At 37.2% G+C, this 25,373-nt stretch carries 31 protein-coding genes, 1 pseudogene and 1 riboswitch; of the genes and pseudogenes, 30 read left to right on the top strand and 2 right to left on the bottom strand.

From position 1 onward, the window contains the following. The first annotated feature begins 119 nt into the window (after nucleotides 1-119). Nucleotides 120-262: riboswitch (adenosylcobalamin (AdoCbl) riboswitch) on the top strand. A gap of 238 nt (nucleotides 263-500) precedes the next feature. The 30 genes and pseudogenes from BCR21_RS02515 to BCR21_RS02375 all read left to right on the top strand — a co-directional run bounded on the left by BCR21_RS02515 (nucleotide 501) and on the right by BCR21_RS02375 (nucleotide 23,378). Beyond that, nucleotides 501-1,634, top strand: a complete 1,134-nt coding sequence (locus BCR21_RS02515; protein WP_069644939.1) for a 1-propanol dehydrogenase PduQ — start codon at nucleotides 501-503, stop codon at nucleotides 1,632-1,634. Nucleotides 1,635-1,710: 76 nt separating this feature from the next. Further along, the gene (gene eutS, locus BCR21_RS02510) at nucleotides 1,711-2,055 is read left to right on the top strand and encodes an ethanolamine utilization microcompartment protein EutS (RefSeq protein WP_069644938.1); all 345 of its coding nucleotides are present in this window, start codon (nucleotides 1,711-1,713) and stop codon (nucleotides 2,053-2,055) included. A gap of 18 nt (nucleotides 2,056-2,073) precedes the next feature. Further along, nucleotides 2,074-2,646 carry an ANTAR domain-containing response regulator gene (locus tag BCR21_RS02505; RefSeq protein ID WP_069644937.1) on the top strand — a complete coding sequence of 191 codons (573 nt, stop codon included), beginning with the start codon at nucleotides 2,074-2,076 and terminating at the stop codon, nucleotides 2,644-2,646. Further along, entirely contained in the window at nucleotides 2,639-4,057 is a 1,419-nt protein-coding gene (locus BCR21_RS02500; RefSeq protein ID WP_069644936.1) for a sensor histidine kinase, read from the top strand. Before BCR21_RS02505 ends, BCR21_RS02500 begins: the two co-directional genes overlap by 8 nt. Before the next feature lie 103 nt (nucleotides 4,058-4,160). Then, a complete protein-coding gene (gene eutA, locus BCR21_RS02495) occupies nucleotides 4,161-5,588 on the top strand; it encodes an ethanolamine ammonia-lyase reactivating factor EutA (protein ID WP_069644935.1) in 1,428 nt (475 codons plus the stop codon). A 47-nt stretch (nucleotides 5,589-5,635) separates the two neighbouring features. Continuing rightward, nucleotides 5,636-7,003, top strand: a complete 1,368-nt coding sequence (locus BCR21_RS02490) for an ethanolamine ammonia-lyase subunit EutB (RefSeq protein WP_069644934.1) — start codon at nucleotides 5,636-5,638, stop codon at nucleotides 7,001-7,003. Between the two features lie 19 nt (nucleotides 7,004-7,022). Further along, entirely contained in the window at nucleotides 7,023-7,937 is a 915-nt protein-coding gene (gene eutC, locus BCR21_RS02485) for an ethanolamine ammonia-lyase subunit EutC (RefSeq protein ID WP_069645544.1), read from the top strand. A 15-nt stretch (nucleotides 7,938-7,952) separates the two neighbouring features. Then, on the top strand, nucleotides 7,953-8,606 hold the full coding sequence (eutL, locus tag BCR21_RS02480) for an ethanolamine utilization microcompartment protein EutL (RefSeq protein WP_069644933.1): 654 nt from the start codon (nucleotides 7,953-7,955) through the stop codon (nucleotides 8,604-8,606). An 18-nt stretch (nucleotides 8,607-8,624) separates the two neighbouring features. Further along, complete coding sequence (locus BCR21_RS17240) at nucleotides 8,625-9,089, top strand: BMC domain-containing protein (protein WP_069644932.1); 465 nt, start codon at nucleotides 8,625-8,627, stop codon at nucleotides 9,087-9,089. Nucleotides 9,090-9,102: 13 nt separating this feature from the next. Further along, complete coding sequence (locus BCR21_RS02470; RefSeq protein WP_069644931.1) at nucleotides 9,103-10,563, top strand: acetaldehyde dehydrogenase (acetylating); 1,461 nt, start codon at nucleotides 9,103-9,105, stop codon at nucleotides 10,561-10,563. An 88-nt stretch (nucleotides 10,564-10,651) separates the two neighbouring features. Then, the gene (locus tag BCR21_RS02465; protein ID WP_240488055.1) at nucleotides 10,652-10,930 is read left to right on the top strand and encodes a BMC domain-containing protein; all 279 of its coding nucleotides are present in this window, start codon (nucleotides 10,652-10,654) and stop codon (nucleotides 10,928-10,930) included. 162 nt (nucleotides 10,931-11,092) lie between these two features. Further along, entirely contained in the window at nucleotides 11,093-11,722 is a 630-nt protein-coding gene (gene eutD / locus BCR21_RS02460; protein WP_069644929.1) for an ethanolamine utilization phosphate acetyltransferase EutD, read from the top strand. Nucleotides 11,723-11,731: 9 nt separating this feature from the next. Then, the gene (locus BCR21_RS02455) at nucleotides 11,732-12,361 is read left to right on the top strand and encodes a hypothetical protein (protein WP_069644928.1); all 630 of its coding nucleotides are present in this window, start codon (nucleotides 11,732-11,734) and stop codon (nucleotides 12,359-12,361) included. 8 nt (nucleotides 12,362-12,369) lie between these two features. Further along, a complete protein-coding gene (locus BCR21_RS02450; protein ID WP_069644927.1) occupies nucleotides 12,370-12,633 on the top strand; it encodes a EutN/CcmL family microcompartment protein in 264 nt (87 codons plus the stop codon). A 20-nt stretch (nucleotides 12,634-12,653) separates the two neighbouring features. Beyond that, the gene (gene eutH / locus BCR21_RS02445; RefSeq protein WP_069644926.1) at nucleotides 12,654-13,745 is read left to right on the top strand and encodes an ethanolamine utilization protein EutH; all 1,092 of its coding nucleotides are present in this window, start codon (nucleotides 12,654-12,656) and stop codon (nucleotides 13,743-13,745) included. A gap of 9 nt (nucleotides 13,746-13,754) precedes the next feature. After that, nucleotides 13,755-14,207: a cupin domain-containing protein gene (locus BCR21_RS02440; RefSeq protein WP_069644925.1), complete on the top strand. Its 453-nt coding sequence runs from the start codon at nucleotides 13,755-13,757 to the stop codon at nucleotides 14,205-14,207. Nucleotides 14,208-14,613: 406 nt separating this feature from the next. Further along, nucleotides 14,614-15,501, top strand: a complete 888-nt coding sequence (locus BCR21_RS02435; RefSeq protein WP_069644924.1) for an energy-coupling factor transporter transmembrane component T — start codon at nucleotides 14,614-14,616, stop codon at nucleotides 15,499-15,501. After that, nucleotides 15,474-16,175: pseudogene (locus BCR21_RS17320) on the top strand (energy-coupling factor ABC transporter ATP-binding protein); the annotation flags it as partial. The gene BCR21_RS02435 and the pseudogene BCR21_RS17320, both read left to right, overlap by 28 nt. A gap of 27 nt (nucleotides 16,176-16,202) precedes the next feature. Next, nucleotides 16,203-17,147 carry an ABC transporter ATP-binding protein gene (locus BCR21_RS17315; protein WP_420809822.1) on the top strand — a complete coding sequence of 315 codons (945 nt, stop codon included), beginning with the start codon at nucleotides 16,203-16,205 and terminating at the stop codon, nucleotides 17,145-17,147. After that, nucleotides 17,144-17,830 carry an ECF transporter S component gene (locus BCR21_RS02425; RefSeq protein WP_084013197.1) on the top strand — a complete coding sequence of 229 codons (687 nt, stop codon included), beginning with the start codon at nucleotides 17,144-17,146 and terminating at the stop codon, nucleotides 17,828-17,830. Before BCR21_RS17315 ends, BCR21_RS02425 begins: the two co-directional genes overlap by 4 nt. 23 nt (nucleotides 17,831-17,853) lie before the next feature. Continuing rightward, nucleotides 17,854-18,228: a DUF4430 domain-containing protein gene (locus tag BCR21_RS02420; protein ID WP_069644922.1), complete on the top strand. Its 375-nt coding sequence runs from the start codon at nucleotides 17,854-17,856 to the stop codon at nucleotides 18,226-18,228. Between the two features lie 10 nt (nucleotides 18,229-18,238). After that, nucleotides 18,239-18,742 carry an ECF transporter S component gene (locus BCR21_RS02415; RefSeq protein WP_069644921.1) on the top strand — a complete coding sequence of 168 codons (504 nt, stop codon included), beginning with the start codon at nucleotides 18,239-18,241 and terminating at the stop codon, nucleotides 18,740-18,742. Next, nucleotides 18,739-19,485, top strand: coding sequence for an AIR synthase related protein (locus tag BCR21_RS02410; protein ID WP_069644920.1), 747 nt, complete (start codon nucleotides 18,739-18,741; stop codon nucleotides 19,483-19,485). The genes BCR21_RS02415 and BCR21_RS02410 overlap by 4 nt, the downstream gene beginning before the upstream one ends. After that, nucleotides 19,482-20,075: a bifunctional adenosylcobinamide kinase/adenosylcobinamide-phosphate guanylyltransferase gene (gene cobU, locus BCR21_RS02405; protein WP_069644919.1), complete on the top strand. Its 594-nt coding sequence runs from the start codon at nucleotides 19,482-19,484 to the stop codon at nucleotides 20,073-20,075. The genes BCR21_RS02410 and cobU overlap by 4 nt, the downstream gene beginning before the upstream one ends. Next, entirely contained in the window at nucleotides 20,072-20,821 is a 750-nt protein-coding gene (gene cobS, locus BCR21_RS02400; RefSeq protein ID WP_069644918.1) for an adenosylcobinamide-GDP ribazoletransferase, read from the top strand. The genes cobU and cobS overlap by 4 nt, the downstream gene beginning before the upstream one ends. A gap of 11 nt (nucleotides 20,822-20,832) precedes the next feature. Then, nucleotides 20,833-21,417 (top strand): histidine phosphatase family protein, encoded by a 585-nt coding sequence (locus BCR21_RS02395; RefSeq protein ID WP_069644917.1) that lies wholly within the window; start codon nucleotides 20,833-20,835, stop codon nucleotides 21,415-21,417. Then, entirely contained in the window at nucleotides 21,414-21,863 is a 450-nt protein-coding gene (locus BCR21_RS02390) for a EutP/PduV family microcompartment system protein (protein WP_069644916.1), read from the top strand. The genes BCR21_RS02395 and BCR21_RS02390 overlap by 4 nt, the downstream gene beginning before the upstream one ends. Next, the gene (locus BCR21_RS02385; protein ID WP_069644915.1) at nucleotides 21,860-22,417 is read left to right on the top strand and encodes a cob(I)yrinic acid a,c-diamide adenosyltransferase; all 558 of its coding nucleotides are present in this window, start codon (nucleotides 21,860-21,862) and stop codon (nucleotides 22,415-22,417) included. Before BCR21_RS02390 ends, BCR21_RS02385 begins: the two co-directional genes overlap by 4 nt. Before the next feature lie 109 nt (nucleotides 22,418-22,526). After that, nucleotides 22,527-22,946 (top strand): pyridoxamine 5'-phosphate oxidase family protein, encoded by a 420-nt coding sequence (locus BCR21_RS02380; RefSeq protein WP_069644914.1) that lies wholly within the window; start codon nucleotides 22,527-22,529, stop codon nucleotides 22,944-22,946. A 21-nt stretch (nucleotides 22,947-22,967) separates the two neighbouring features. Continuing rightward, nucleotides 22,968-23,378 carry an EVE domain-containing protein gene (locus BCR21_RS02375; RefSeq protein ID WP_069644913.1) on the top strand — a complete coding sequence of 137 codons (411 nt, stop codon included), beginning with the start codon at nucleotides 22,968-22,970 and terminating at the stop codon, nucleotides 23,376-23,378. Nucleotides 23,379-23,436: 58 nt separating this feature from the next. On the opposite strand, the gene BCR21_RS02370 is transcribed toward BCR21_RS02375, so the two are convergent. Together BCR21_RS02370 and BCR21_RS02365 are read right to left on the bottom strand one after the other, a co-directional pair. After that, complete coding sequence (locus tag BCR21_RS02370) at nucleotides 23,437-24,660, bottom strand: ABC transporter permease (RefSeq protein WP_069644912.1); 1,224 nt, start codon at nucleotides 24,658-24,660, stop codon at nucleotides 23,437-23,439. Between the two features lie 15 nt (nucleotides 24,661-24,675). Next, nucleotides 24,676-25,368: an ABC transporter ATP-binding protein gene (locus tag BCR21_RS02365; RefSeq protein ID WP_069644911.1), complete on the bottom strand. Its 693-nt coding sequence runs from the start codon at nucleotides 25,366-25,368 to the stop codon at nucleotides 24,676-24,678. Nucleotides 25,369-25,373 lie beyond the last annotated feature (5 nt).

The raw sequence follows: 25,373 nt of genomic DNA, 5'->3' as shown, positions 1-25,373 counted from the left end.
TTTCGCATAGTTCTTTTATTATAACGAAAAACCAGAAGATTTTGTATAAAAAGTCAAAAGAGATTTTACTAGAAAAAAACTTGTTTCTTTTTTTGAATGTGCTATAATACAAATGTAGAAATTGAATATGTATTGATTTAGATGGAAGTTTGGTTCGATTCCAATACGGTCCCGCCACTGTAATGAGCAGAAATGCTATAAGTCAGGTCTTTCTAATTTAGTACCCCGTACTATTGTTTCGAGGCAAAGCAATAGGGCGCATTGAATGTACTTTTCAGAATATGTTATTTCTGAATGGTATACACAAAAATGTGGAGTATGTACGATGAAGTACAGCGCAACGGTTGAAGCCTATTTTTTGTGTTCAAAAATCCATAAAGCAAGATAATCTGAATAAAGCAAAAACACAAAGTGGTGTTTTTTAGCAAGCAAAGAAGCTGCGAAGAAGATGATAGATGTCTTTTTTGCGGTTTTTTTTGAAGAAATGAAAGGAGAATCACATGGAAACTATTATTTTTCCAACTAAGCTTCATATTGGAGAGCATGTTCTGGAAGGATTGAATACGTATGAGAATCAACGAATTTTTATCGTAACAGATCCTTTTATGGTTCAGTCCAATAAAATCGAGCGAATCACAACACATCTTAGCAAGAAAAATGAACTTAAAATTTTTAGCAATGTTGTTCCAGATCCACCAATTGAAAATGTTATAAGTGGCATCGAATCGATGAAAGCCTTTACTCCAACGATTCTTCTTGCAGTTGGCGGTGGTTCACCGATTGATGCTGCAAAAGCGATGAAATTTTTTGCGGAGCAACTTGGAGAAATCACTAATTTAACATTTATTGTTATTCCGACAACGAGTGGTACAGGTTCTGAAGTGACTAATTTTTCAGTTATCACGAATCAAGATAAGGGAGTGAAATATCCATTAGTGACATCTGATATACAGCCAAATGAAGCATACTTAGCATCAGAATTGGTGATAAGTGCACCGAGAAATATTACAGCGGATACAGGTATGGACGTGTTAACACATGCGCTTGAAGCCTATGTCTCAACTAAAGCAAATGTATTTTCTGATGCCTTGTGTGAGAAAGCCGTCGTTCTCGTATTTGAAAACTTAGTAAGATGCTATAAAAATGGTGAAGATGTAAAAGCACGGGAGCAAATGCATTATGCTTCTTGTATGGCTGGTATGGCTTTTAATTTAACCTCTCTTGGTATCAATCATGGGATCGCACATGCTGCAGGAGCAAAATTACATGTTCCTCATGGACGATTGAATACAATATTATTGAGCGAGGTAATCCAATATAATGCAGGATGTGGCCATTTCAATCACTCTTATGATGAACGAACTGCTGGAAAGTATGCTTATTTAGCTAAATTACTTGGCTATGAAAAATCAACGACAAAAATAGGTGTTAAGTACTTGATTCGAGCGGTTGAGCAGTTAAAAAAACAATTAGCAATGCCTAATAGCCTGAAACAAGCGGGTGTAAGTTCAGAGATTTTTGAACAATTCAAACAAGAAATTGCTGAAGGAGCTTTGCTTGATGGATGTACAAAAACAAATCCTAGAGTTCCTACGAAAATAGAAATTGAACACATATTAAACAATATTAAATAACTTTGTTTTCAGTAAACCATAAGTTGTAACAATAAACCCAACTTGATATTATGGATTAAAAAAAGAGGTGAGCCTAATGACTGAAAAGCAGCGGATGATTCAAGAGTATGTACCAGGAAAGCAAATTACATTGGCACATATTATAGCGAATCCTAATTCAGAAATTTATGAAAAATTAGGGTTGATCGATGTAGAAACGAATGCAATCGGTATATTAACGATCACACCTAGTGAAGCTGCAATAATCGCAGTTGATATTGCAACAAAAGCAGGAGATATAAAAATTGGTTTTATCGACAGGTTTAGTGGATCTGTTGTGATCACAGGAGATGTTTCGTCGGTAGAGTCAGCATTATCAGAAGTGTTAGTCGGATTAGGGACTATTTTAGGGTTTAACGAAACACACATCACAAAAACATAAAGAAAAGGATGAACCATTATGAACGGAAGAATTGTCATTGTAGACGATGAACCTATTACAAGAATGGATATCCGGGGAATGTTGGAAGCTGAAAACTACAACGTAGTAGCAGAAGCAGCAGACGGTATAGAAGCAATCGAAGTCTGTAAACAACATCACCCTGATCTAGTTATTATGGATATCAGTATGCCTCTTTTAGACGGTTTGAAAGCGAGCAAAAAGATTTTAGCTGAAAAATATGCCAAAGCAATCATTTTATTAACAGCCTATAGTGATAAAGAGAACATTGAGAAGGCAAAAAAATATGGAATCAGTGGTTATTTGATCAAACCGATCATGGAAAAATCATTAACTCCGATGGTTGAAGTAGCAATTGCTACAGGAACCAAGACGAGAGAGTATGAAGTCTCGCTTGAAAAATTAACGAAAAAATTATCTGAGCGAAAATTGATCGAAAAAGCTAAAGGAATTATTATGATCGAACAGAATATGTCAGAAGATCAAGCATATCAGCTACTAAGAGATTTGAGTATGAATAAACGATGTCCAATTGCAGAAATTGCAGAAATGTTTGTGGTCTCTGATGACTGATTTCAAGAGAAAGATCGATGAACTATGCGGTAAATATACGGACTTAACTGTGGAGGATATTGAAGAATTGATCTCTCAAGCTGAAAAAATTCTTTTAAGGCATTTATATCCTGACAATGATGTTTTTATTGATGTAATGAATGAATTAACAGGTGATGCGATTGTTGTGTTCCAGCGCCCGCCACTTTCCAAAAATTCACTATACTCTAAGGATATTGTGGGACAAAAAGCAAAACGTAAAAATGAAGCAGCAGTTTATCGAACCTTTGAAACATCGTTAAATACAGTTGGATTACTCGCTCGCTCACAAGAAAATGTCATGGTACGTCAACGAGTTTATCCGATTCGTAATCAGCGAAAGAATATCGGTGTCGTAATTGTCGAAGATTCAGTAGATGAAAAAATGAAACAATTTTTAGTTGAACAAAGTGAAGCTGAAAGCTATAAGAATAGTCCTATATCAATTACATCTAAAGAATTTGTGACTGATAATATTGACGAAGGAATCTTGATCTTTAATCGCAAAGGATATTTAGTTCAGATGAACCGAGCTGCAGAATCCTACTATCATGGTTTTGGTTATTTGGATGATATTTTGGGCATGCATTATGATAATTTGTCATTGGATATGTCAACATTTGAACAATTGAACTATTTACGTTCCCGTAACGATAAACTTGGCTCGATGGAAAAAGAAATCAAATTCGGTAATTTATATTTTGAAATGAAATATATTTTTGATGAATCAGAAGGAACGGTGATCGTGATTATTCACGATGTAACTGAGGTTAGAAAAAAAGAAGCTGAAATTAGTGATAAAGCGGTAGTAATCAAAGAAATACATCATCGGGTGAAAAATAATTTGCAAAGTGTGGTTTCAATTTTAAGGATTCAGGCAAGGCGTTGTTCAACAGATGAAGCTAAAAAGGTTTTGACTGAAAGTGTTTATCGAATCATGGCTATTGCAAGAACACATGAGCTACTTTCAAAACAATTGGAAGATAATATCTCATTGAAATCAGTTTTGGATTCGGTCATAGAAAATATGCATCATTGTTATGAAGAACTTTATCATATTACGATGAAAGCTGAAATCGATGATCAACTTATATTGGGAAGTGATATTGTTGTAACGATTGCTTTAGTGGTTAATGAGTTGATCCAAAACTGCTATGATCATGCATTTATTGGACAAAGTCACGGAACGATCAACGTGACTGTCTACGCTAAAGATGGATATGTTTATATCTCGATCGAAGATGATGGAATTGGTTATAAGAAAGAAGATACGGAACAAAATAATTTAGGTCTACAAATTGTAACTAGCTACGTAAAAGAGAAGTTACGTGGAAAATTAGAAGTGCGTTCTGATCAAAGGGGTACAAAAACATTTTTCTATTTTAAAAAATAAAAATAGAAGATAAACAAGGTGGTTTATCTAGACAAGCAAAGACGCTTAAAAAACTCTTTTAGAGGTTTTTTAAGCGTCTTTTTTATAGGAAGGATGTGAAAAAATGATTGAATCAATGCTAAGTGTTGGAATCGATTTAGGAACCTCTACCACTCAAATGGTAATTTCTAAATTGACAATGAATAATATGGCTTCAGCTTTCACAATTCCAAGAATTGAAATAACAAAAAAAGAAGTGATTTTCCGTAGTGATATTATCTTCACGCCTTTAAAAGAACACAGAATTATTGATGTTGAATCGATCAAGACATTTTTAGATGAACAGTATTTAAAGTCAGGTATCAAAAAAGAAGAAATACAAATCGGTGCAGTGATCATTACGGGAGAAACAGCTAGGAAAGACAATTCAAGCTCTGTTTTACAAGCAATGAGCGGCTATGCTGGAGATTTTGTTGTTGCTACGGCCGGACCAGATCTGGAAAGTATTATTGCTGGTAAAGGAGCAGGGGCGCAAGTTTACTCTAAAGAACACCATACATCAGTAGTTAATCTAGATATTGGTGGAGGAACGACCAATCTGGTTCTTTTTAAAGATGATGATTTAATTGATACCGCCTGTTTTGATATAGGTGGACGATTAATTCGATTAGATCCTCAAACGAAAAAGATTCAATATATTGCGCCAAAATTGAAAGAAATCATCGAAAAAGAAACTTGGTCGATCAAGGAAGGAATGGCCGCTTCAGCAGAATTAGTGCAACCAATCATCCAAACATTGGTTTCAGTTCTTGAAAATAGTGTAGGGATTGGGGATTTAAACCCTTATTATGAACGATTGATAACCAATAAAGGATTAAAACTTGATACTAATATAGACTGTTTATCTTTTTCAGGGGGCGTAGCAGATTGCATTCAACATAAACCTTCCGATCCATTTCAATATGGAGATATTGGCGTGTTACTAGGGCAAGCAATTTTAGACTCTCGACTATTTCAGGAGAAAAAAGTGATTGTCTCACTTGAAACGATTCGTGCGACAGTTGTGGGTGCTGGTTCTCATACGACCAAAGTTAGCGGCAGTACGATTACCTACGATCAAAAGAGTTTGCCTATCAAAAATGTTCCTGTACTGAGAATGTCTCAAGTAGATGAGCAAAGTGAAGCAAAGGCATTTGTTTCAGTCATCAAAGAAAAATTGAATTGGTTTTCAGTCAACAATGAGCATCAAGCTGTTGCCTTAGGGTTATCAGGAAAAAGCAGTCCAACGTTTCAGGAAATAATCGATACAGCTCAGTCCATCGTATCCGGTTTTGAAGAACAGATCGTCAACAAGTTCCCACTGATTGTGATCTTAGAAGAAGATAATGCAAAATCGTTAGGACAAGCCTTGTTTAATTATTTACCACCTAATTATCCATTTGTTTGTATTGATGGGATTCAAGTTGAAAATGGTGATTATGTTGATGTTGGTATGCCCATTATTGAGGGCAGCGTCTTACCCGTGGTAGTAAAAACGTTAGTGTTTGAATAGAATACAGCGTTTCTAATTATAAAACTATATAAGGAGGCTATTATTTCATGATTTTAAAAACAAAATTATTTGGTAAAGTCTATCAATTTGAATCTGTGATGGATGTGATGGCTCGTGCCAATGAAGAAAAATCAGGAGACCGCTTGGCGGGTGTTGCGGCTGTTTCCTCTGAACAACGAGTGGCGGCAAAAGTTGTCTTAGCACAGCTAACAATGGAGGATTTATTTAATAATCCTGCCGTCCCATATGAGGAAGATGAAGTGACTAGAATCATCATAGACGATGTGAACCAGCGTGCCTACAATCGAATCAAACATTGGACGGTGGAAGAATTAAGAGAGTGGATCTTAGATTTTAAGACAACGGATTATGATATTAAACAAGTAGCGCGTGGCTTGACTTCTGAAATGGTCGCAGCTGTTGCTAAGTTGATGTCAAACTTAGATCTAATTTATGCAGCTCAAAAAATCAAGATTATTAAAACAGCAAACACAACAATCGGTGAAACAGGCCGTTTTTCGGTTCGCTTACAACCGAATCATCCAACAGATGATGTCGATGGGATCATGGCTAGTGTGATGGAAGGTTTATCTTATGGAATAGGAGACGCTGTTATTGGCTTGAATCCTGTTGACGATTCCACTGAAAGTGTTAAACGAATTTTAACGAAATTTGAAGAATTTAGAAGTGAGTGGGAAATTCCAACTCAAACATGTGTCTTAGCTCATGTTAAAACACAAATGGAAGCAATGAGACAAGGGGCTCCAACAGGTCTAGTGTTTCAATCAATCGCAGGATCTGAAAAGGGGAATACCGCATTTGGATTTAATGCTACAGACATAGCTGAAGCCAAACATCTTGCTTTGCAACAAGGACAAGTGGCAGGACCAAACGTGATGTATTTTGAAACGGGACAAGGATCTGAACTGTCTTCAGATGCCCATTACGGTGTTGACCAAGTAACAATGGAAGCAAGATGCTATGGGTTTGCCAAACGCTTTGATCCATTTATGGTCAATACAGTGGTCGGTTTTATAGGGCCTGAATATTTATATGACTCGAAACAAGTTATCCGTGCGGGCTTAGAGGATCACTTCATGGGCAAACTATCCGGTATCTCTATGGGATGTGACGTTTGTTATACAAACCACATGAAGGCAGATCAAAATGATGCTGAAAACTTGTTAACGTTACTAGGAACCGCTGGTGTGAATTTTGTCATGGGAATTCCTCACGGGGATGATGTTATGCTGAATTATCAAACAACAGGATTTCATGAAACAGCGACGATTCGAGCGATGCTGAACAAACGGCCAATCAAAGAATTTGAAGAATGGATGGAAAAAATGGGCTTCATGGCAAACGGACAATTGACCGATTTAGCTGGTGATGCTTCTGTATTCCTAAAAAAATAAAGGAGTGACAACATAAATGGTGGATAATAATGAAATCAAGTCAATGATCGTTTCGATTTTAGAAGAAATGACAGACACAAAAAAGTCAATCATTGAAACAAATACAAACCAATTAAATCCTCATATCCCGATTGAATCGATCCAGGAACAAGTAGAAGATGGTTTGATTGATGATATAACAGATGTGGATATTCGTAAACAATTTCTAGTACCTGACCCAGTTGATCGAGAAGGCTATCTAAAAATGAAAGCTAAAACGCCAGCTCGTTTAGGTTTATGGAGAAGTGGTCCACGCTATAAAACACAATCAATGTTACGGTTTAGAGCAGACCATGCGGCTGCACAAGATGCTGTGTTTTCATATGTTCCAGATGCTTTGATTAAAGAAATGAAGTTTGTCGAAGTAGCAACAAAATGCCAAGATAAAGATGAGTATGTCACTCGTCCAGACTTAGGTCGTCAATTTGATGAAGAAAATACAGCGAAAATCAAGGCAAATGTAAAACCGAATCAAAAGGTTCAAATTATTGTAGGTGATGGATTAAGTTCAGCGGCCATCGAAGCCAATATCAAAGAAATTCTACCTTCTATCAAGCAAGGGTTAAAGATGTTCGGTTTGGATTTTGATGATGAATCTGTTGTCTTTATCAAGCATGCTCGTGTTCCTGCGATGGATCAAATCGCTGAGTTGACAGGAGCAGAAGTGGTCTGCTATTTGATCGGTGAGCGTCCAGGACTAGTTACAGCGGAATCGATGAGTGCTTATATTGCATATAAACCGACCGTTGGAATGCCGGAAGCTAGAAGAACAGTAATCTCAAATATCCATAAAGGTGGAACACCAGCAGTTGAAGCGGGAGCTTATATTGCAGAATTGATCCACAAAATGCTGGAACATAAAAAATCTGGTATCGATTTGAAAGAAGTAAATTAAGGAGGTTTTCAACTAATGAAGAATGAGCGTTTAGGTGCAAGTGTACTAAGTGTTAAAGTCATTTCAAATGTCGCGCCTTCAATGGCACAAGCCCTAGGACTAGGGCCAGAACACCGTAGTTTGGGATTGATTACTGCAACTTGTGATGATGTGACATATGTTGCATTAGATGAAGCGACAAAGGCAGCTGCTGTAGAAGTTGTTTACGCAAAAAGCTTTTATGGCGGAGCAGATAACGCAACAACCAAGTTAGCTGGAGAAGTAATTGGGATATTAGCTGGACCAAGTCCGGCAGAAGTTAAAAGTGGTTTAGCGGTTGCGGTTCAGGAAATCGAAAATGGGTCAAGTTTTTATAGTGCGAATGAAGATAATTCGATTCCTTATTTTGCACATTGTGTCTCACGAACAGGAACGTATTTATCGAGAGAAGCAGCGATTCAAGAAGGGTCTGCGCTAGCATACTTAATCGCACCACCTCTAGAAGCGATGTACGGTCTTGACGCCGCGTTAAAAGCGGCAGACGTTGAAGTGGCTAGCTTTTTTGGACCGCCTTCTGAAACGAATTTCGGTGGTGGTTTACTGACTGGAAGTCAATCAGCATGTAAAGCTGCGTGTGATGCATTTGCAGATGCGATTGCAATGGTTGCCGAAAATCCAACTACTTATTAAAGGATGTGAAAATCAACCATGTTAGAAGCTTTAGGAATGATCGAAGTAACTGGTTACTTAGGCGCCATCAGTGCAGCAGATGCCGCGTTGAAAGCTGCCAATGTAACATTGTTAAAATCAGAAAAAGTCAAAGGTGGTATCACCACTGTGGAGCTGGTCGGTGATGTTGCAGCTATCACAGCTGCAGTTGATGCTGGGAAACTGGTCGCTGAAAAGCTCGGCTGTCTACGTGCAAGCCATGTGATTGCTCGAATGGATGCTGCAACGCAAACACTTTTACTTGATAACGAAGTTGTAAAAGAAGTAACTCAATCGAAAAGCGTAACCACTGAAGAACAACTTGTCTCACAAGTGAAAGAGCTGAAAGTAGAAATTTTTGAGGAAGAAATCATTTCAGATTCAATGCCAAAGGAAGTAAAGCAAGATGCAAAAAAGGGAAATAAGACAACCAATAAAAAGAATGCTAAAAAAGACAAGAAATAAAGGAGGCTGACAAATGGTAACTCTTGATAAAGACTTAGCATCTATCCAAGAAGTGAGAGATCTACTAAGTGCTGCAAAGTCAGCACAACAAATTTTGGCAAAGATGTCGCAAGAGCAAATCGATCAAATTTGTGAAGCAATGGCGACAGCAGCTTATGAGGCGCGTGAGAAATTAGCAAAAATGGCGAGTGACGAAACGGGCTTTGGTATCTGGCAGGATAAAGTTGTAAAAAATAGTTTTGCGTCAAAATTTGTCTGGAATTATATCAAAGATATGAAAACAGTTGGCATTTTAAATGAAGACAGTGAGAAAAAAGTAATCGACGTTGCAGTGCCTGTAGGGGTTGTCGCAGGGTTGATCCCATCAACAAATCCGACATCAACTGTCATTTATAAAGCGTTGATTGCAATTAAAACGGGCAATGCGATTGTCTTTTCTCCTCATCCCAATGCATTGAATGCAATTTTGGAAACAATCAAGATTATCTCTGAGGCGGCTGAAAAGGCTGGCTGTCCAAAGGGCGCCATTAGTTGTATGGTCAAACCTACAATGCAAGGTACGGCTGAGTTGATGAAACACGATTATACATCGCTGATTCTAGCAACAGGTGGTTCTGCAATGGTCAAGGCTGCCTATTCTTCTGGAACACCTGCCATTGGAGTGGGTCCAGGTAACGGTCCAGCTTATATTGAAAAAAGTGCTGATATCCCATTAGCAGTCAAACGCATAATGGATTCAAAAACGTTTGATAATGGTACGATTTGCGCCTCAGAACAATCAATCATTGTTGAAACAAGCAATAAAGCTGCTGTTATCGCAGAATTGAAAAAGCAAGGAGCTTACTTCTTATCACCTTCTGAATCAGCACAGTTGGAAAAATACATTATGCGTCCCAATGGGAGCATGAATCCGCAAATCGTTGGGAAATCTGTTCAAGCAATTGCCCAATTAACAAGCTTGTCTGTTCCAAAAAATGCTAGAGTATTGATTGCTGAAGAGACAAAAGTCGGTCATAAAGTACCTTACTCACGTGAAAAACTAGCACCTATTTTAGCTTTTTATACAGTTGAAAACTGGGAAGAAGCATGTGCGTTATCCATGGATATCCTTCATCATGAAGGCGCAGGTCATACAATGATGATCCATTCGCAAAATGATACTATCATTCGCGCTTTTGGTTTGAAAAAACCAGTTTCAAGAGTCTTAGTGAATACGCCAGGTGCTCTTGGTGGTATTGGCGCTACAACGAATATGGCTCCAGCTTTAACTTTAGGTTGTGGTGCTGTCGGAGGAAGCTCAACTTCCGATAATATCAGTCCAGAAAATTTGTTCAATATTCGTAGAATCGCGTATGGTGTTCGTGAACTTGAGGATTTAAGAGAAGAGCCTAGCGCTTCGAATAATTCGTCTTCTATTAATGAAGAGCAGTTAGTTGATACCATAGTGGAACGTATTTTAGCCAAGTTACAATAATATTTTTTAATATTATGTAAATAAATATTTAGGCTTAATTCAAAATGGATTAAGTAAAGAATAAAAAAACTCTAGGAGGAATTATATTATGAACGCAAATGCATTAGGAATGATTGAGACAAAAGGATTAGTAGGAGCTATTGAAGCAGCTGATGCTATGGTCAAAGCAGCAAACGTAACATTAATCGGCAAAGAACAAGTTGGTGGCGGTTTAGTAACGGTAATGGTTCGCGGTGACGTTGGCGCTGTAAAAGCTGCTGTTGATGCAGGTGCTGCTGCTGCTGAGCGTGTTGGTGATCTATTATCAGTTCATGTGATCCCACGTCCTCACACAGAAGTTGATGCTATTTTACCACCAGTAAATTAAATCATTTCGCTAGAAGAAATCAAAGGAAAAAGGAAACTTAGTAATGAGATAGCATTTTAGAAAAGGTGGTCTCCTTCGTCTTAATTTGTTCCTATACTAAAGTGGCTTTTTCCTTTGTTTTAAACAAACGAATGTAAAAATTTAAGCAGAGGTGAAGGCGGCATGAATGAACAACTGATAGATAATTTGGTGGATCAAGTTGTAGCAAAAATCAATGAAGAACGAAGCTTTTTAGTAGAAGCCAGCGGGCGTCATGTCCATCTATCTCAAGAGCATATCAATGCTTTGTTTGGAGAGGGGTATCAATTAACGATCAATAACTATTTATCTCAACCAGGACAATATGCTTCCAAAGAGCGTGTGACACTTTTAGGTCCGAAGGGTACGCTGCACAATGTAGTAATTTTAGGACCAGCACGGGCTGCTTCTCAAGTAGAAATTTCCGGAACGGATGCTTTGGCATTAGGCATCAAAGTTCCAGTAAAAGAAAGTGGAGATATTGAAGGAACACCAGGAATCGTACTTGTTAATGGGCATAAAACAGTTACGCTAGAAAAAGGGCTGATTATTGCTAAACGACACGTCCATGTGTCTACAAACGATGCAAAAAAAATGAATGTGACCCAAGGTGAGATCGTAAAAGTTAGAATCAATAGTGAGCAACGTTCCTTGATTTTTGATGATGTTGTGATCAGAGTCAGTGATAAATTTGCGACAGCAATGCACATTGACTACGATGAAGCGAATGCTTGTTCATTTAAAAAAGGAATCCGCGGTCATATTGTAAAGTAGGGATCAAAAATGAAAACAACAGATTTTGATAAGTTAGTCGAAAAAATAACTGAAAAAGTGATGGAAAGACTAACCGAAATTGAACGAAATAGCACACGGTCACATTGTCTTTTTGGCGCAAACAAAAATTGGCTAACGTGTGAATATATATATTATTTGCATAAAATATCTCGAAATAAGCTTTCTGACGTAGTGGTTATAACAGAAATTTCCTTCGAGAATTTAGTGAATACGCTGAATTTCAACCCACAAAACGACCTGGAAGAAACAATTGTTAAAACCATTAAAGAGGGCAAAGAATTTGTGATTATTAAGGATGGAAGAACGTATCTATCGTTATTAACAGCTGGAAGATATGCATTGAAGAAAACCATTCTTGATTTTGAAAATCAACTCTACCGATATGGTGGCATATTTATATCTTTGGCGGAATTAAAACAAAATGTGTCTGATAGTAAAAAGATACCTCCTTATGAAGCATTGAAAAATAAAAACTATTTGACTGTTAAAGATCTTTCTGACAATACCAATGGCTTACAAAATACAGTGGAACTCTCAGACCAGACGATTATTACAGATTATGCAAAAGAATATATTCGCGAGAAAAAAATCAACATTAGCTGGACTAATGAGAAATGAGGAGACGCATGTTCATCGGACGTGTAAAAGGTAGTTTATGGGCAACCAGAAAAGATGAAAAACTAAATGGTTTAAAATTTTTAGTTGTTGAACTAGATGAATACAATGGCCCTCAGCATTCTTTGGTAGCAGCTGATAATACAGGAGCTGGATTGGATGATTTAGTCTTAGTTTCAACAGGCAGTGCTGCCAGAATGTCATTAGAAAATCCAGAAATTCCAGTAGATGCCGTGATTGTAGGTATCATTGATTCAGTGGAGATAGATGAATAAAAAAGTAGGATGTGAAGTGAATGAGTATTAATGAAATAATCATGTATATTATTGCTTTTTTCATGGTTTTGGGGGCAATCGATAAATGCTTAGGTAATAAATTCGGGTTAGGTGAACAATTTGAAGAGGGGATCATGGCGATGGGCTCTTTGGCTCTATCAATGGTGGGGATCATTACGCTAGCACCTGTTTTAGCCAATATTTTGAAACCTGTTGTAGTGCCATTATATACAGCTTTAGGTGCTGATCCTGCAATGTTCGCAACGACGTTACTAGCCAACGATATGGGTGGATTTCCTTTAGCGATGCAATTAGCACAAGATCCTCAAGCAGGTTTATTTGCTGGAGCGATTCTTGGAGCGATGATGGGACCTACAATTGTGTTCACAATTCCAGTGGCCTTAGGAATTATTGAAAAAGAAGATCAACAGTATTTAGCTACAGGTGTCTTATCTGGTTTGATTACGATCCCTCTTGGTTGTTTTGTAGGTGGCGTGATCGCGGGATTCCCAGTTGTGATGATCTTAAAAAATCTTGTCCCAATTTTACTTGTTGCGGTGTTGATCATGATTGGACTATGGTTAAAACCAGATGCCATGATCAAAGGCTTTACGGTGTTCGGAAAGTTTGTAGTGATTGTGGCAATTGTGGGATTAGTTTTAGGTGCCTTACAATTATTAGTAGGGGTCACAGTTATTGAAGGTATTACACCTGTAGCAGAAGGTATTGAAGTGGTTGGTGGTATTGCACTAACATTAGCTGGTGCTTTTTGTTTAGTTTTTGTCATTACGAAACTCTTTAATAAACCTCTAATGAAACTTGGAAAAGTCTTGGGGATGAATGAAGTTGCTGCAGCTGGAATGGTGGCTACATTAGCCAATAGCATTCCGATGTTTCAAATGATGAAAGACATGGATCCACGCGGTAAAATAATCAATGTTGCATTTGCTGTTTCTGCGGCATTTGTAATGGGAGATCACTTAGGATTTACAGCCGGTGTTGCCAAAGAGATGATTTTTCCAATGATCGTTGGAAAACTTGTTGGAGGTATTACAGCGGTCATTGTGGCAATGTTTATGGCTAATCGGATGCTAAAAAAAGAAGCGAAGTAGGTGAGAATCATGAGTAATCTAAATGAAGAAACAATTCGTGCTCTTGTTCGAGAGGTATTAACAGAGCAGTTAGGTTCAGTAGAAAATAGAACAAAAACTGTCGATCCAAGTGGCGTCTTGTCTATTAAATTACCAGCATTAAATGTGTCAGAAGAAGATCGTTTAGATACTGGGAATCCTGTGCATAAAGTATACTGTAAAGATTTGGTTACATTAGATGAAAGCCCTCGTCTTGGATGCGGTTTGATGGTAATGGAAGATACAACATTTGATTGGTTGTTAGAGTATGATGAAGTCGATTATATTATTGAAGGCCGTTTAGATGTTATTATTGATGGGCGTACTATTACAGCAGGTCCAGGAGAAATTATTTTGATTCCTAAAGGGAGTCAAATCAAGTTTTCGGTTTCTGGAAAAGCGCGCTTTATTTATGTGACGTATCCAGCAGATTGGCAAAAGTAATCAGTGAATGAATAAAAATGGTTCTTAAAGTTAGTGGACAACTGATTTTTTGAGCTATTTTTTTGTATCAAGAAAAGACTTCTACAAGAGAGGAATTCGTTTAAGGGATATTGACTTTAAAGGGAGAAATTTATATAATGAAAGTGGTCGAACAACAATGAAGTTGTTTAAAACGATGGATGATTATGTCAATGAAGATATAGCAAAAATACAGAATAGAAAGTGTTTGAACGATTCATGAATCTATGAGTTTATATCTACACTTTTTATATCAACATCTTTTGTATAAAAGTTGTTTGCTGATCTGACATAATAACATTCAGTTATAGTAGTCAATTCAGACAGCACACTTACACAAAAGTGACTGCTGTTTTTTTATTGTTCAATCTAAGAAGAGGAGCGAGAAATGAATCCAAATTTTTTTAGACGAAGACATCCGTTAGTCACGTCCTGTTATTATGTAGTGATGTTATTGATTGCAATGAGTACCACCAATCCGCTTATTATTAGTTGCTGTTTTTTAGGTAGTTTATCTTTCCAATTACTGCACTTAAAAAAAGGGGAAAAGCATTCAATTATCTATCCGTTGATTTTTTTGATCTTGATCACGATCACAAACCCCTTATTTGTACATAGAGGTGGTACGATTTTATTCTTTTTTTTAAGTAAACCGATTACACTTGAAGCATTTGTATATGGTTTTTTTATGGGGATGATGATTGCTTCCATCCTTTACTTGTTTCAAAATTTTCAAACTACAGTTGATTCTGAAAAATTTTTTTATCTCTTTGGGAAACGATTTCCTAAATCTGCATTGATATTAACAATGATCTTTCGATTTATTCCGTTATTTCAAGTCTACTATCAGGAGTTGAATCAGGTGCAAAAAACGATTCAGCTAACGCAGAAAAGAAAACTTACGGAAAAGGCTTCCTATGGATTGGATTTGTTTGGCAACTTATTTTCCTGGGCTCTAGAAAACGCTATGGATACTGCAGATTCAATGAAAGCGCGAGGGTATGGTGTGACGGCAAGGAGCAGTCGGACGGTCTATCGGTGGAAGAATATGGATTTATTTTCTTTGTTTGTCATACTCAGTTTAGGTAGTTTTTTCATTATCTCAGGAACACAAGGAGACTATCAATTCAATTTTTATCCCTATAGTGAGAATCTATTATTACTCCTAAAACAACGTTGGTTGGATTATTTAATGATTTTCGTTTTAGCCTTGTTACCAACATTGAATCGAATAAGGGAGGTGATCGTGTGGACTATCTTGAAATCAAGAATTTAAGCTTTTGTTATGCTGGTAGCAAAAAATTAGTGTTAAAAAACGTGACCATGTCTATAAAAAAAGGCGACTTTGTTTTAATATGTGGGGCTTCTGGAAGTGGTAAATCAACATTATTAAAAATGATAAAACCTCAATTGACACCAGCTGGGGAACAAACTGGAGAAATCTATTTAAATAAAGAGGAGATAACGTCGATCCCAGAGGTATTTTCAACAAGTAAAATCGGTTATGTCATGCAAAATCCAGAAAACCAGATCGTAACAGATAGTGCATGGCACGAATTAGCATTTGGCTTAGAAAATATCGGTTTGGATTCATCTGAAATAAAAAGTCGAATTGCTGAAATGGTCAATTTTTTGGGGATTCAAGATTTGGTGGAATACCAAACAAAAGATTTATCTGGTGGACAAAAACAATTATTGAATTTAGCTTCTGTTTTAGTCATGCGACCTGATATTTTAATTTTAGATGAACCCACTACACAGCTCGATCCGATTGCTTCTCAAAACTTTGTTGATATTCTAGTTCGTTTAAACAGAGAAATGGGGTTGACAATCTTGTTAGCAGAACATGCTTTGGAGTCTGTTTTTTCACTAGCGGATAACGTTGTGCTTTTAGATAAAGGAGAGTTGATTCTTTCAGATAAGCCAGCAAGTATTTCCAGCCAAATTAAGGATAATCGACATGACCTTAGTCGTTTTATGATAAGTCTGCCTAGTGCGGTACGACTTTACCATGCAAGTGGTCTTAGTGGAAAAAGTCCAATTACGGTTATTGAAGGGAAACGGTTCTTAGCTCAACAATTTCCTGAATTACCTTTTACAGAAGAGAAAAATTTGGCTAAACAAACAAAAATAAAAGAAAAACCAATGCTTCAATTAAGAAATTGTTGGTTTCGTTATGAGAAAAATAGTCGGGATATTCTGGCTGGTGTTGATCTTGATTTAGTTGAAGGAGAAATATTTTCTCTCGTTGGGGGAAACGGCACAGGAAAAACGACCTTATTGAAAATAATTGCTGGCATTCATAAGTGCTATCGCGGGAAAATCATGCTTTTCAAACAACCAATCAAACAAAATCAGCAAGTCGTTGGCTATCTGCCACAAGAACCTCAAATGATGTTTATCCGCGATTCAGTAACAGACGATTACAACAATTATTTAGACAGCAAAAAAATGGATGAACAAGAAAAATGCAATCGAATTGAAAACGTTGTGACCTTGCTTGATCTTAATGAAGTAATAAGGCAACATCCACTCGATCTAAGTGGGGGTGAATGCCAGAGAGCAGCCCTCGGCAAACTTCTTTTGATGGAGCCAAAAGTGTTGTTGTTAGATGAGCCAACCAAAGGAATCGACAACTATGGGAAAAAACAATTGATCCGCATACTAAAACAATTGTCCAAGCAAGGAAAGACGATTTTAGTAGTGACACATGATTTAGATTTTGCAGCAGAATTATCTGATCGTTGCGGGTTATTTTTTCAGAATAATTTATTAACAACGGCTAAGCCCACTCAGTTTTTTAGTCATCATACGTTTTATACAACGGCGGCTAGTCGTATCTCACGTGAACTATTTTCAAATTTAGTCACGACAGATGAAGTGATAGAAGCCTATCTTGGTGCTAAAGGTGTGGGCTCATGAATAAGAAGACGAATCCAATCATGGTGAGAAGTATACTAGTGGTAGTGTTATTTCTTATAGGAATTACGCTTTTTCAAGCTAGTCAGTATCAAGTGATCTCGATGCTCCTTGTGATAGGAGCATGTATCCCAATTTATTATCGCTATGAGAAAAAACAGCTGAATATCAAAGAGTTAGTATTGATTGCGGTTGTAACGGCGATTGCGGTGTTAGGAAGATTCTTATTTTATATGATTCCTGCGATTACACCCATGACAGCAATCATTATTATTTGCGGGATTTGCTTAGGTTCAGAAGTTGGTTTTTTAGTAGGGTCATTGTCAGCAATCACCTCTAACATGTTATTTGGTCAAGGACCGTGGACGCCCTTTCAAATGTTTTCTTGGGGGCTGATCGGTTGTCTGGCAGGGTTACCCTGGATGCAAAAAATTCTTGGGAAAAGCTATTGGTTCTTAGCCTTATATGGTATTTTTGCAGGCCTGTTTTTTTCCTTCTTTATGGATTTATGGACGGTTTTTTCAATTGATCGATCTTTTTCTTGGCAAAGATATCTAGCACTATTAATTACAGCTGTTCCTTATACAGTGTCATACTGTTTTGCGAATGCCTTCTTTTCTTGTTTGCTATTTAGAGCAATTCAGACAAAGCTTCAACGTATTTTAACGAAATACGATATAAAATAATAAAAACAAAGGCGGAATGAACAATGAAGAAATTTCTAAAAGTAGCAATGGTTTTAATAGTCATCTTTTTATTAAGCGCATGTGGGAAAACAAGCGATACTAAACAAGCCAAAGAAGACAAAATGAAAGTAACAATCATCTTAAAGGAAGATGATAAAGAATTTGATAAAAAAGAAGTAGATGTTAAAAAAGATGAATCACTTCAAACGGTCATGGAGAAAAATTATAAAGTTGATATGGATAAAGATTTTATCAGCGGTATCGATGGTCATGCTCAAGATGCCAAAACAAGTAAATACTGGTTATACGACGTGAATGGCAAGCAACCAGAAGTAGGGGCTGTTGAATACTTTTTAAAAGACGGCGATACAGTGACTTGGACATTAAATAAACTATAGGAGGAAGCTGATGACAAAGCAATTGACTTTAACAGCAATGTTTATAGCATTATCTGTAATTGGATCAATGTTCAAAATAACTGGCTCGATTGCTTTAGATTCGCTACCAGGCTTTGTAGGGACGGTATTTCTTGGTCCAAGAATAGGGTTTCTTTTGGGGAGTTTTGGCCATTTGGCAAGCGCAACGATTGCAGGATTCCCATTAACGATCCCAGTTCATTTGATCACTGCAGGTTTGATGGCATGTTGTTTATTTTGCTATGGAACAATTAGAGACAAGGTAACCAACAGGTATTCAATCAATCGTTTTCTAGCGATTATGCTGGCTTACTTGATCAACACACCGTTATCTTTACTTTTTTTGTACCCTTTGTTGGGCAAAATAGTTTATGTTTTGTTCCTTCCTTTAAGTGTAGCTTCTTTATTGAATTTAATTTTAGCGGAGGTTGTTCTTTATTTTTTAGAGCAAACGTTTGTTGACCTTAGTGCTAAAAGAAAGTTGGGTAACAGATGAAAGAAAATATTCGTGATTTATCGGTTACTTTTTTTACGGATGAGATTGGTATTGTCGTAGCTTGTGACAGTAGTGCTGCAATCGGATTAAAAGAAGCAGATCAACTAAGGATAGATCCAGAAATCACAGCGGCTTTTTGTTTGAGAGTAGCGTTACTAGAGGTGTTGGCAGTTGGTGGTCAACCGATTATGCTGATTGATGCGATTGGTGGCGAGATGGAACCGACAGGTCAAAAAGTACTGAAAGGAATTCTTGCTGAATTAGCAAAAGCTGACTTAGAAAACGTCCTGATCAATGGGAGCACGGAGGAGAATATGCATACAGAAATGACAGCACTCGGCGTGACCGTTATCGGATCAATTCAAAAAAATGAATTAAGATATGGAAAAGTGTTGTCTGGAAGTTTGCTGTATCAAGTAGGTGAACCTTATGTAGGCGTTGATGTACTAAAACATGATAATCGGCTTTTTTCTTATCAAGATTTGTATGCGATTCAAAAACAAGCGCACGTTTTAGAAATATTGCCCGTTGGTTCTAAAGGGATCAGTTATGAAGCAACACAACTTGCTCAGTCAAGTTGCTTGAAGGTGGTTTTTGACCAAGCTCAATTTATGGATACAGGTTCTGCAGGTCCTGCTACGGTTTTGCTCGTGGCTGTTGAAGAAAATCAGATGCTTCAATTGTCAAACCAAGCTATTCCTATAAAGAAAATTGGCTATTTCATGGAGGAGAATTCGAGATGAGTTATACATTAGTGACAGGTGGCGCCAAAAGTGGCAAGTCATCGTTTTCGGAAAGTTTACTCAAAAATGAAGCATCCGTTTGCTATATTGCAACAAGTGTCATGGAGTATCCTGATGAAGAAATGAATGCGCGGATCCAACATCATCAAATGGCAAGACCTGCTGCATGGTATACAGAAGAACGTTTTCTTGCTATTGATGAATGGATTAAAGAAACATCGCAAAAGTATGATGCGTACCTCTTGGATTGTGTCACGATCATGACGACAAATCTGTTTTTTCATCTACTCTCTAAAGAGCTAGATACTGATTTAGAAAGAATAGAAACTGTTTTTGATCATTATACGGCTAAAGAACGTCAAAAATTCGAGGGACAGATTTTTAGTGAGTGGGAAAAAATCACTAAAACGATAATGGAAACGGATACAAAGGCGGTTATAGTTACGAATGAGGTTGGTTCTGGTATAGTGCCAATGACTAGTTTAGGACGTTGGTTTCAAGATTTACTAGGTAAAGTGAATCAATATTTAGCGAAGGAAGCGGAGCAGGTATATTTTGTTGTCTGTGGGATTCCGCAAAAAATAAAATGATTAAACTATTAATTTTATATCTTCAATTTTTTACACGGATACCACTTCCAATCGAAATTGACCATGGGCAAGAACGATTTAAAAAAGGAATCCTTTGGTTTGCTATTTTAGGATTAGTGATAGGTTTAGTCGATGGCCTCATTCTTTGGGGACTTTATTGGTTTTTACAATCTTCAATCCTTGCTTGGATAGGCACTTTACTTTTTGATGTGATGTTGACAGGCGCATTTCATATGGATGGACTAGCTGATATGTGTGATGGCCTTTTTTCTTCCAGGAGCAAAGAAGAAATGTTGGAAATCATGAAGGATAGTCGAGTTGGAAGTAATGGTGTTCTTGCGTTGATTTTTTACTATATATTTTTGATTATTCCGATAATGACTCAAGGCACGGATGTAGATATTGTCTTCTTAATTCGTTTGATGATTGCACTGCAAGTAGTTGGGAAAGCTGGAATTGTTTTATTATTTCAACAGATGCGTTATGCGGGGCATACTAAAGGGTTAGGGCAATTATTTTTAGGTGTTGAAACTTGGCGGGTCTGGCTCTGTCAGCTAATGGCATTGAGTTTAATATACTGGTTATTAGGATTAAAAGGCTGTCTTAGCTATTTAGCAGTTATCCTAGTAAGTATTGCTTATCGCCACTTGGTTTATCAAAAGATCGGTGGGATGAATGGTGACACGTTGGGTGCATTTCATTGTATCGGGCAAATTATTTTTATCCTGATCTTTTTTAGAAATTAGGGGTGTTATCAATGATTTATTTAATTAGACATGGCGAAACATCATTGAATCGGGAAAAAAAGTTTTACGGAAGTCTAGATGTTTCGTTAAATGAAACAGGTATAAATCAAAGTCAACAAATTGCTGAAAAACTGAAAAATGTTCCATTTTCAACGATATATGTGAGTCAACTTCAACGAACATTGGAGACTGCAGAGATAATCAGAGCGAAAAAAAAATACTGCGTTGTACCAGAATTTAACGAAAAGTCTTTTGGATTATGGGAAGGACTTACAGCCTACCAAATTGAAGCCAGTTATTCAAAAGAATGGCAAGCTTGGTTGGATGCACCGCTTGATAGAACACCTCCCAAGGCAGAAGTATTTGAATCATTCAAGCAAAGGGTTCTTGAAGGGATAGCTAAAATCGAAGCAAGGCTTGCTGGAAACCCAGAGGCAGATATTTTGATTGTAGGACATCTTGGTGTTTTACGAGTTTTGGATCATTACTTCAATGGCTATTTGACTGATTTTTGGTCAAGCGATTATCGGCAAGGAATGTACACCATGTACCACTATGAAAATAATTGCTATCAGTTGGAGGGAAGAAATAAATGAAAAAGGCAATCTTTATTGGTTCTGTTGGATGCGGAAAAACAACTCTTTCCCAAAAACTTAAGGGAGAAGAACTTTCTTATAATAAAACCCAAGCAATAGAATTTTATGATCAAATTATTGATACGCCAGGAGAGTTTATACAGCATCGTAATTACTATAGTGCACTTTTAACTACAGCTGTAGAGGCACAAGTAATCGTATTGATGGCAAGTGCGACTGAAAAAAAGCAAACCTTTTCACCTCTTTTTGCAGCAGCGTTTGCCAAGCCTTGTATTGGTATAGTCACTAAAATCGATCTAGCTGAAAAAGAAGATATTGAAAGAACAAAAAAACAATTATCATTAGCTGGAGCAAAAAAATTCTTCATGATTTCTGCTGTTGAAAATCAAGGGATTGATGAATTAAAAGCTTACTTAGAAGAGTCTAAAGGAGAGCAAGATAAATGAAAATCTATACGAAAACAGGAGATAAAGGTCAGACAAGTATTATCGGTGGAGAAAAAAGAAGCAAAGGATCAGATCGAGTAGAAGCTTATGGCACGATTGATGAATTGAACTCAATGATTGGTTATATTATCAGTCAGATGCAAAATTATCGTGAAATAAAAAAAGAATTGGAAGAGATTCAGCAAGTTTTATTTGATTGCGGCACAGACCTTGCTACACCGAATGAGACTAAAGGATACCGAACGAGCAATCAACCGACGATCTGGTTAGAAGAACGAATTGATCGATACGCAGATGTTCCACCAACGTTAACAGAATTTATTTTACCTGGTGGGTGTCACATCGCTAGTTTACTTCATATGGCAAGAACAGTCGCTAGAAGGGCAGAAAGATGTGTAGTTCGTGTGCAAGAAACGGAAGAAATCAATAGTGATGCATTGATTTTTTTAAATCGGTTATCTGATTATTTTTACGCTATAGCCCGATTCATCAACTTTCGTGAAGGACGAGAGGACATCAATTATCGTCGAAATAGCAAGATTTTTTATACTTAAGCATTCTTTAAAATACTTTTTAACAAACCCTGACAATCAGTTGTCAGGGTTTGTTTGTTAGAATGAACTTGTCAGTCAGACAAATGAAAAATAAGGGAGCAAACAATTTATGAAAACAATTGAAGCATTTAAAAAAATAATGAATGAGCAAACAGAGATCGCTTTAGCAACAAGCGTTGAGGAAATACCTAATGTAAGAATCGTCAGCTTTTTTTATGATGAAGATAAAAAATGTCTTTTCTTTTCAACCTTTAAAGGAAACGAAAAAATTACCGAGTTTCAAAAAAATCCCAATATTGCGTTTACAACGATTCCAACCTCAAACACCAATCATGTTCGAGTACATTATGCTCAAGTGAAAAAAAGTGATTTAACCGTTTATGATGTAGCAGAAAAATGGATTAAAAAGATCCCTAGTTATGAAGAAAACATCAAACAAGCTGGCGCTATGCTGGAATTATACGAAATTCATTTCAATGAAGCCATCGTGGTTTTAGGGATGGATAGTAGAGAAACAATCAATTTATAAAAATGAAAAGGAGTGGCTACTATGAATTATTGGATCGGCGTTGCTTCTAAAAATCATGTAGAACTTGGCGTAGCGGGAGGTTTTTGCCAATTATGTCACGGAAAATCAGCACCTTTGAATCGAATGAAGGCAGGCGATTGGCTGATTTATTATGCACCTAAACAAAGTTTAAAAAGCAAAGAACCTTGTCAAGAGTTCATTGCTTTAGGACAGATTTTACCAGGAGAAGCCTATCCATTTGAAATGGCTCCAGGCTTTACTCCAGATAGAAAAGACATTGATTTTTTGAAAAATATTCAATCGGTTCCACTAAAGGCAGTTGCTGAGCTGCCATTATGGCAGGAGTATCGATCACGTTTGAGATTTGGCCATTTTCAAATTCCTGAGCAGTTGTTTAGCTTTATTGCTTCTGGAATGAAAAAAGAAGTCTAACTAAAAAAATCAGGACAGAGAAATGACTCTCGTCCTGATTTTTTTCAATATTGAATAATTATTCGTAGCGTAATGCTTCGATTGGATCAAGTTTCGCTGCTTTTCTTGCAGGATATACTCCAAAGAAAATGCCGATAGCACTTGAAAATACGAGTACAGCGACAATTGAACCTAAGGTAAACTGTGCAGTAATATCTAAGGCACTAGCAACAGTAACAGCTAAGATCGCACCTAGGGTTAATCCAATTAGTCCACCAATCAAGCACAGAATAACAGATTCTGTTAGAAACTGGAATAAGATGTTACTATCTGTTGCACCTAAAGCCTTTCTTGTTCCAATTTCTCTGGTTCGTTCAGTGACTGAAACGAGCATGATGTTCATCACACCAATGCCGCCGACAAGTAGGGCAATCGCCGCAACCGCTGCAATAAAGTTGATAAACAAGCCTAAAACATTATTGACCTGATCTAATGCCTGCAAGAAGTTCGTTGCAGTATAGACTTTTTCACCAACGGTATTGTGGCGAACGGATAGGATGTTTACGATTTGTTTAGAAACCGCATCGATATCATCTTTTGATTTAGCAATTACAGTCAAACTAGTGATTTTAGTTGCATCCGGATTTAAATTATCTGCTGTAGTCAGCGGTATTGAAACATAGCCCATCATTTCATTTTCATCAAAAGAACCGACCATTTTTTCTACTGTACTTTTGGTCACACCGATGATTCGAGCACTGATTTGCCCTTTTTGTCCGCGTAAGTTGATTTTCTCACCAATAACATTTTCCCGTCCATTGAAAAAATAGCGAGCCGTATCAGCGCTGATCACAGCTACTTTACTAGCTTCTGAGTATTCGGTTGTATTGAAATAACGACCGTAGACGATGTCTTTATCCATTGTTTGATTCGTATATTGTAAATCAGGCGTTCCTGCCATGATCAATGTTGCTTTTGTTTTTTCGTTTGCAGCACCGACCGCTTGGATCGAAACAACAGGGGAGAGATGATCGATTTGCGGAATGCCGTCTTTTAATGCTTTGATATCTTTACTAGTGATTTTTTGACTATCTGTTGCATCTCGACTTGTGGAAACAGAAATTGTAGAAGCGCCTAAGTCGCTGAATGTGCCTGTGATTTGACTCGTTGCACCATTCCCTACGGCTAATATCGCGATCACGGCTGCAATTCCGATAATGATTCCCAGCATAGTCAAAAACGACCGCATTTTATTGGCTAAAATACTATCGATCGCCATCTTGAAACTTTCAATAATTCCCATGAAAACGGCTCCTTTCTATAGTGTTTTTCGATCTAATACTGGTTGATCATCAATGATTTCGCCATCTCTAAAGGACACAATTCGCTTTGTGTATTGCGCCACATCAGGCTCATGTGTGACCATGACAACAGTTGTGCCTGCATCGTTTAAATCTTGGAAAATTTTCATGATTTCTAGTGTTGTTTTTGAGTCTAAATTTCCTGTTGGTTCATCTGCCATTAAAACAGCTGGATCATTTACGATAGCACGTGCTATCGCCACACGTTGTTTTTGTCCGCCTGAAATAGCATTTGGCCTATGTGCGACACGATCAGCCAAACCAACTTTTCTCAAAGCTTCTAACGCACGCTCTTTTCGTTCTTTTGCTGAAATACCAGAATAAACCATAGGGAGGGCAACGTTATCCAATAACGACATCCGCGGCATCAAATTAAAGGATTGAAAAACAAAACCAATTTCTTTATTTCTAACATGTGCACTCTCATTACTAGTCAAATTGGTAACATCTTGTCCGTTCAAATGATAGGTTCCTTCATCAAAACGATCCAATAAACCGAGAATATTCATCATGGTTGATTTACCAGAACCGCTAGGACCCATAATAGAAGTGAATTCTCCTTCTGCGATATGCAGGGAAACACGTTTTAAGGCTTCAAGTTCTTCTCCGCCGGTACGGTAGATTTTTACTACATCTTTTAAATCGATCAATCATT

It is taken from the genome of Enterococcus ureasiticus (genome assembly GCF_001730285.1).
Taxonomy (GTDB): Bacteria; Bacillota; Bacilli; order Lactobacillales; family Enterococcaceae; genus Enterococcus_L; species Enterococcus_L ureasiticus.
Note: the sequence above shows the minus strand (reverse complement) of the source record. Positions and strands in the feature narration are given on the sequence as shown.